This window comes from Mesorhizobium sp. (assembly GCF_024509055.1).
In the GTDB taxonomy this organism is placed as follows: domain Bacteria; phylum Pseudomonadota; class Alphaproteobacteria; order Rhizobiales; family Rhizobiaceae; genus Mesorhizobium.
Genome location: NZ_JANINM010000054.1, coordinates 1 through 6,097, shown reverse-complemented (window position 1 = coordinate 6,097; position 6,097 = coordinate 1). Strand labels below are relative to the sequence as shown.

Annotated in this window: 7 protein-coding genes; 3 read left to right on the top strand and 4 right to left on the bottom strand. The window is 62.5% G+C overall.

Annotated elements, in window-relative coordinates; translation table 11 throughout:
• Positions 1–97 precede the first annotated feature (97 nt).
• Positions 98–265, top strand: coding sequence for a 50S ribosomal protein L33 (gene rpmG, locus Q0L57_RS03625; protein WP_006201775.1), 168 nt, complete (start codon positions 98–100; stop codon positions 263–265).
• A 395-nt stretch (positions 266–660) separates the two neighbouring features.
• Here the strand turns inward: rpmG and Q0L57_RS03620 are convergent, their stop codons facing one another.
• Together Q0L57_RS03620 and Q0L57_RS03615 are read right to left on the bottom strand one after the other, a co-directional pair.
• Positions 661–2,034 (bottom strand): PleD family two-component system response regulator, encoded by a 1,374-nt coding sequence (locus Q0L57_RS03620; RefSeq protein ID WP_296738056.1) that lies wholly within the window; start codon positions 2,032–2,034, stop codon positions 661–663.
• A gap of 33 nt (positions 2,035–2,067) precedes the next feature.
• Positions 2,068–2,439, bottom strand: coding sequence for a response regulator (locus Q0L57_RS03615; RefSeq protein WP_027166515.1), 372 nt, complete (start codon positions 2,437–2,439; stop codon positions 2,068–2,070).
• 232 nt (positions 2,440–2,671) lie between these two features.
• On the opposite strand from Q0L57_RS03615, the gene Q0L57_RS03610 reads away from it, so the two are divergent.
• Positions 2,672–2,971, top strand: coding sequence for a DUF3572 domain-containing protein (locus Q0L57_RS03610; RefSeq protein ID WP_296738245.1), 300 nt, complete (start codon positions 2,672–2,674; stop codon positions 2,969–2,971).
• Positions 2,968–3,621 (top strand): hypothetical protein, encoded by a 654-nt coding sequence (locus Q0L57_RS03605; RefSeq protein WP_296737999.1) that lies wholly within the window; start codon positions 2,968–2,970, stop codon positions 3,619–3,621. The genes Q0L57_RS03610 and Q0L57_RS03605 overlap by 4 nt, the downstream gene beginning before the upstream one ends.
• Before the next feature lie 4 nt (positions 3,622–3,625).
• On the opposite strand, the gene Q0L57_RS03600 is transcribed toward Q0L57_RS03605, so the two are convergent.
• Both Q0L57_RS03600 and Q0L57_RS03595 read right to left on the bottom strand, forming a co-directional pair.
• Positions 3,626–5,338 (bottom strand): hypothetical protein, encoded by a 1,713-nt coding sequence (locus Q0L57_RS03600; protein WP_296737997.1) that lies wholly within the window; start codon positions 5,336–5,338, stop codon positions 3,626–3,628.
• A 103-nt stretch (positions 5,339–5,441) separates the two neighbouring features.
• On the bottom strand, positions 5,442–6,017 hold the full coding sequence (locus Q0L57_RS03595) for a GNAT family N-acetyltransferase (protein ID WP_296737995.1): 576 nt from the start codon (positions 6,015–6,017) through the stop codon (positions 5,442–5,444).
• Positions 6,018–6,097 lie beyond the last annotated feature (80 nt).

Sequence of the window (6,097 nt, the reverse complement as noted above, 5' to 3'; positions counted from 1 at the left end):
GGCGCGTTCTTTATGTGTCGCGCCAAGTTTCCCGCGTCCGGGTGTTTTCCCCGTGCTCCAGCGGCCAAAACTCCACGAACATTAACGGACGAATACCATGGCCAAAGCCGCAAACATCAAGATCAAGCTTCTGTCGACCGCCGACACCGGATTCTTCTACGTGACGAGCAAGAACAGCCGTACCAAGACCGACAAGCTGTCGTTCCGCAAGTACGACCCGGTCGCCAAGAAGCACGTCGAGTTCAAGGAAACCAAGATCAAGTAATCTGGTCATCCTGGAATGCCAAAAGCGCCGCCCTCCGGGCGGCGTTTTTGTTTTTCGGCAAAGGCAAAGAAAGCGCCCTGCCGGCGCGAAGTGCTATACGCTTTTTGGAAAAGGGGGCCGGTCGGCGTTTGGCAGCGGTACGAGGAGGCCACTATGTGCCAGCGCCGGCCGGCCGACCCCACGGACCCAGGAGATGCGGCGGACCTGAGCATCATGGGGTATTTTTCGGATCGCGCCGGGCTCTCTACCCTCGTGCCGGCGTCGTCTTCGGTCTACGGGGTGCAGATTTGCGCAGAAGCGTATGAAAATCAACCATTTCTTAACCACGGCTCGCGAATCGCTTGGGTTAAGGTAAATTCGTAACCCTGCCGAGAGACCGGAATCGGCTGCGTCCGCTAGGCGGCTTTGGCGACGACCCGGTTGCGACCGCCGCTCTTGGCTTCGTATAGCGCGAGGTCGGCGCGCTTCATCAGTGCAGCAACGGTGTCCACTCCTTTCAGCACGGATGACACCCCCACGCTGACCGTCACTTCGATCGTCTTGCCGTCGCTTCCGATCGCGAAAGGCGCCTGGGCAATCTCGGCGCGGATGCGCTCGGCCACTTTCTCGGCGACGACGCCGTCGGTGTCCGGCATCACCACGACGAACTCCTCGCCGCCGAAGCGGCAGGCGAGATCGATGCCGCGCACATTCTTGCGCAGACGCCTGGCGAATTCGCGCAGCACGTCGTCGCCGCCGTCATGGCCATGCGCATCGTTGATCGATTTGAAGCGGTCGAGATCGGTGATCATTACCGACAGGGGCCGCCGCCGCGCCACGGCGCGATCGAAAAGCGTCTGCAGGTGGCTGTCGAGATAGCGCCGATTATGCAGTCCGGTCAGCCCGTCGGTCACCGCCATCTCGATGGTCTGGGTGACGCTGGCGCGGAGTTGGTCGTTGTAGCGCTTGCGCCGCACCTGGGTGCGCAGGCGCGCCGTCAGTTCGTGCGGATCGATCGGCCTTGTCAGGTAATCGTTGATGCCGAGTTCGAGCCCGCGGATGATGCGTCCTTCCTCACCCTCGTCGGCCAGGAGGATGATCGGCAGGAACCGCGTCCGGTCGAGGGAGCGCAGCTGCGAGCAGAGCCTGAGCGGATCGAAGTCGGCGAACGCCGTCGAGATCAGAATGCACTCATAAGGCGTCTCGGCGGCCTGAAAGAAACCGGCATTCGGATCGGTCGCGACGTCGACCTTCGCAGTGCCGCGCAGCATCTTCTGGACGCGCTCGAACGACGATTTGCGCTCGTCGATGAGAAGCACCCTGGGCTTGGTGCCCTCGGTTGCAAAGTTGCGGCTCAAGAGCTCCTCGATACCGATGTTGCGGGTGGTCGAGGCGCGCAGCCGCAACTCGTCGGTCAATGACTTCAGCCTGACCAGGCTCTTTACGCGCGTCATCAATTGCAGGTCGTTGACCGGCTTCGTAAGGAAATCGTCGGCGCCGGCCTCCAGACCGCGAACCCTGTCCGAAACCTGGTCGAGCGCCGTGACCATCACCACGGGGATGTGCGATGTCGCCGGGTCGCTCTTCAGCCGCTTGCAGACCTCGAACCCGTCCATCTCGGGCATCATCACATCGAGCAGGACCACATCGACCTTGCCGTTCTCGCAGGTCTCGATTGCGTCCGGGCCGTTGCTGGCCGTCAGCACCTCGAAATACTCGGCAAGCAGCCGAACCTCGAGCAGCCGCACATTGGCCGGAATATCGTCGACGACGAGGATCCGCGCGGTCATCTCAGAGGGCTCTCACTCGGCTCAAGGTAAGCATCAGGCATCGCCCAGGTAGGATTTGATCGTCTCGATGAAGCGCGGCACGGAGATCGGCTTCGAAATATAGGCCTCGCACCCCCCTTGGCGGATGCGCTCCTCGTCGCCCTTCATGGCGAAGGCGGTGACCGCGATGACCGGGATCGAGTGCAATTCGTCGTCTTCTTTCAGCCATTTGGTGACTTCCAGGCCGGACACTTCAGGCAACTGGATATCCATCAGGATCAGGTCCGGCCGATGCTGGCGCGCAAGGTCGAGCGCTTCCAGGCCGTTACGCGTGCGAACCGTCTCGTAACCGCTGGCTTCGATGAGGTCCCGAAAGAGCTTCATGTTGAGCTCATTGTCCTCGACGATCATGACCTTCTTAGCCATCAATTTCCCGTCCCGACCGCCCTCGTAACCGAGGACCGTCGTTATGCGTCCCTTGCGGACCGCACCCAACCCTTCTCCACTCTACGCCAATATCATTGACGAAACGGAAACCGGCGGTTGGAAAAGCTTTCCACCCCCGGCTGCTGAACTGGAGGGACGAAGGCTTGCCGCAAGCGACTCTTGCCATTACTGCGGAGAGACTCAAAAACTCCACGCTTTGCGAAAGGTAATGATGGCAAACGCAGCGTCAATGCGCGAGGAAGCGGAAGGCCTTGCCGTCAAGGCGCTGGGCTTCGTCGCCGCCGACCCGGAGCTCCTGCCCCGTTTCCTCGCGATTACCGGCATCGACGTCCAGTCGATCCGCAGGGCCGCCGCAGAGCCGGGCTTCCTTGCCGGCGTGCTGCAGTTCATCCTGGCTCACGAGCCGACGCTTCTGCGCTTCGCCGAGGAGACGGGCACACCGCCGGCCGCCGTGGGCAAGGCCCTTCGCGCGCTGCCGCTTGGCGATGACGAGTATGAGCGCTCGACATGAGTGACGATCCCGAGACGGCGCGGCAGATCGAGGAGCTGGCCGCCGACGACCGTCCGCTCCTGGTGCTGGATGTCGACGATGTCGTGCTCGAATTCGTCCGGCCCTTCCCGCATTTCCTGAAATCGCGCGGCTTCCAGCTGACGCTCTCTTCCTTCCGCCTGACCGGCAACATCGCCGAGAGTGCAAACGGCCGGCTGATCGAGCAGGCCGAGGTCACCGCGCTTCTGGGCGAATTCTTCGACGCCCAGGCCGACTGGCAAACCGTCACCGATGGCGCGACCGAAGCGCTGGCGATGCTTGGCGAGCACGCCGAGATCATCATGCTGACCGCAATGCCCCACAAGCATCGCGCTGCGCGGCGGGCGCATCTCGACGCCCTCGGCCTGAACTACCCGCTTCTGACGACGGAAATGGCGAAAGGCCCGGCAATCGCCAAGCTGCGCGGCGCAAAGCGCCGGCCGGTCGCCTTTGTCGACGACCAGCCGTCAAATCTGTTGTCGGGCCGCGGCTCGGTTGCCGATGCCCACCTCTTCCACCTGATGGCCGACAATTCGCTGCGCGCCTTCCTGCCGCCGACACCCGACGACATCATTGCCGTCGACGATTGGCGCGAAGCCGCTCCGCTGATCGCCAGGGCGCTCGGGTTCTGAAGCCTCAAGGCTTCAGTTTCGCGCCCGCCCCGCCGTTATCGCTGTCGTCGTCGCTCGGACCGCCGTCCTGCGGGGCGCCCTTGTCCTGGCCCATGCCATTGTCCTGGTCGGCACCGTCGTCCTGACCATTGCCATTGTCCGTGCCAGCGCCCTCATCCTGACCATTGCCATTGTTCATGCCAGTGCCCTCGTCCTGGCCGTTGCCGCTGTCCGGATTCACACCCTGGTCCTGACCGGCGCCGTTGTCCTGGCCGGCGCTGTCGTCCTGAGCCGCGTCAGCCGCCTTCAACGTCGCGCCGTTCACCGTGACCGAGCCGTCGGCCTTGGCGTCGATCACCCATTCCAGCCGGCCGTCCGGCAACGTCTTGGCAAATCCCTTGACGGCCAGGGCGAACGGGAAAGCCTGCGCGATCTGCTGGTCGGTCTTGGCGCCGTCCTGCAGCGCCTGCACGATCTTGTCGTAGCCTGTGACATCGACGGTGATCGTCGCATCCGGCTTCTTGCCCGGAAACGTCATCTCGCCTTCCATCGCGACCTCGATACTGCCGTTCTTCACGGTGCTGTGGCCGAGGACGACCTTGGGCGTCTTGGCCAGGAAGTCCGCAACCAGGCCATTGCCGAACTCGTCGGACAAAGGCGGGTTCTTGTTGAGATCGAAGGCTTCGATCGCCTTCTTCGCCATGCTGTCGAGGTCGATATTGGCGCCGCCGAAGTTCAGGTCAACATCGGTGGGCAGCAGCGCGACGCTCCATGCCGGCAGCATCTGCTGCGGGATGGTCAGCCCGGAGGCCTTGATCGCATAGTCGACCTTTCCGTTCTGGGAGACGCCGTCCATCCCGAAAGCGGTGGTGAACTGCGTGGCGCCGAATTTGCCGACCGGGCTCTCAACCGTGAAATCCTTGAAACCGTAGGTGCCGTCGATTCTCTCCCAGACCGGAAGCGCGGCCAGAAGCAGCGACTTGAGCTCTGCCTGGTTCGCCTTCAGCTTGGTTTCGTCCTCATTGGCCACGGCAAAGGCGAGCAGGTCGAGCAAGGGCTTGGTATGCACGCCCTTGCCCTTCGCATCGACTGACAATTCGGGCGTGCTGAGCGTGACCGGGAAGTTCATTCCCTTGTCAGGGTCGTTGATCTTGATCGTCTCGACGAAGTTCGAAATCTTCTGCGTCGCGGTGAAATCGACGCCACCATTGGCCGATTTGGTCGAGGCAATGGTCGCGGTGCCGGCACCCGCGGTCATATCAGCCTGCTGCTTGGCTTCCTTCGACGTCATCGTCATGCCGGCGATCGAGCTGGTGCCGCTGGTAAAGGCCGCAATGGACGGATCGTAGACCGCCGAGCCTTTGCCGTCCTTAACCGTAAGCTCCATGCTCTGGACGCCTTCCGGTCCGTTGAATTCAAAGGACATGCCCTGGGAAAAGTCCGACGAGACGTCCCACGAGCCGTCGCTGCGCGGCTTCACCATCAAGGCATAAGGCGCGAGGTCCAGTTTCAGCGCCTTCTGCTCCGGCATGGCATTGATCAGCGCCTTGACGTCGACCGCGATTTTATAGGCGCCGCCTTCAACCGAAACCTTGAGCACGCCCTTGTCGAACGCCTGCTTGCCGAAATAGCGAGCCAGATTGTCGGAAAGCTGCTGCGCTCCCTGGGTGTCGACGGTCTGGGCAAAGGCAGGCGCGCTGAACGCGAGAATGACAGCAAGTGGCAGAATACGCTTCACGTCGGGTCTCCGTCGGTTTCGGAAGGCAAATCAGTTCGTGCTTGTGGTAGGAAAACAGCATTACAGCCGCAAGACGGTGAGTGTAAGCCAAACGAACCTTTAGCTAAAGCACCAGCCGCATCAAGGGCCGGCCGGGCTTGCGCTCCAGAAGCCGTTCGAAGCCAGCCTTCTCGAATACGCGCGATGAGCCGACGAACAGCCCGATCGAGCGCGAATCGCGTGACAGATCGATCGGGCAGGCCTCGAGCAGCCTGGCGCCGTTTTCGCGCGCGAATGCTATGCCACCCTCGACGAGGCGGTGCGTGATGCCCCTGCCCCGCGCCTTCACGCGGATGAAGAAGCAGGAGATTGCCCAGACGCCCGGATCACCCGCGTCCGCGGGATCGACCGGCGCCGACCCCCTGCCTTGATTGTTCCATTCGGGCACGTCGGCGCGCGGACCGATCTGCATCCAGCCGACCGCCTTGCCGTCGTCGAAGGCCAGAAGCCCCGGCGGCGGTCCGGCTTCGATACGCGCCTTGATGTGATCCTTGTTGCGTTCCTTGTCGCTGGAGCGGCGTTCCGCCGGCGCCAGCCGGAAATGCGTGCACCAGCAGCCGTAGCACGCACCCTGCTTGCCGAACAGGTCCTCGAAATCGGCCCAGAGCTCAGGCGTCAGCGGCGCTGTGATCGTGCTCATGCGTTCTCCCCAGGCCAAGCTTGTTGCCGGCCCTGCGCTGTCGTACCATTGCATTTGTTCTCTTTATGTTCGCAGCGATG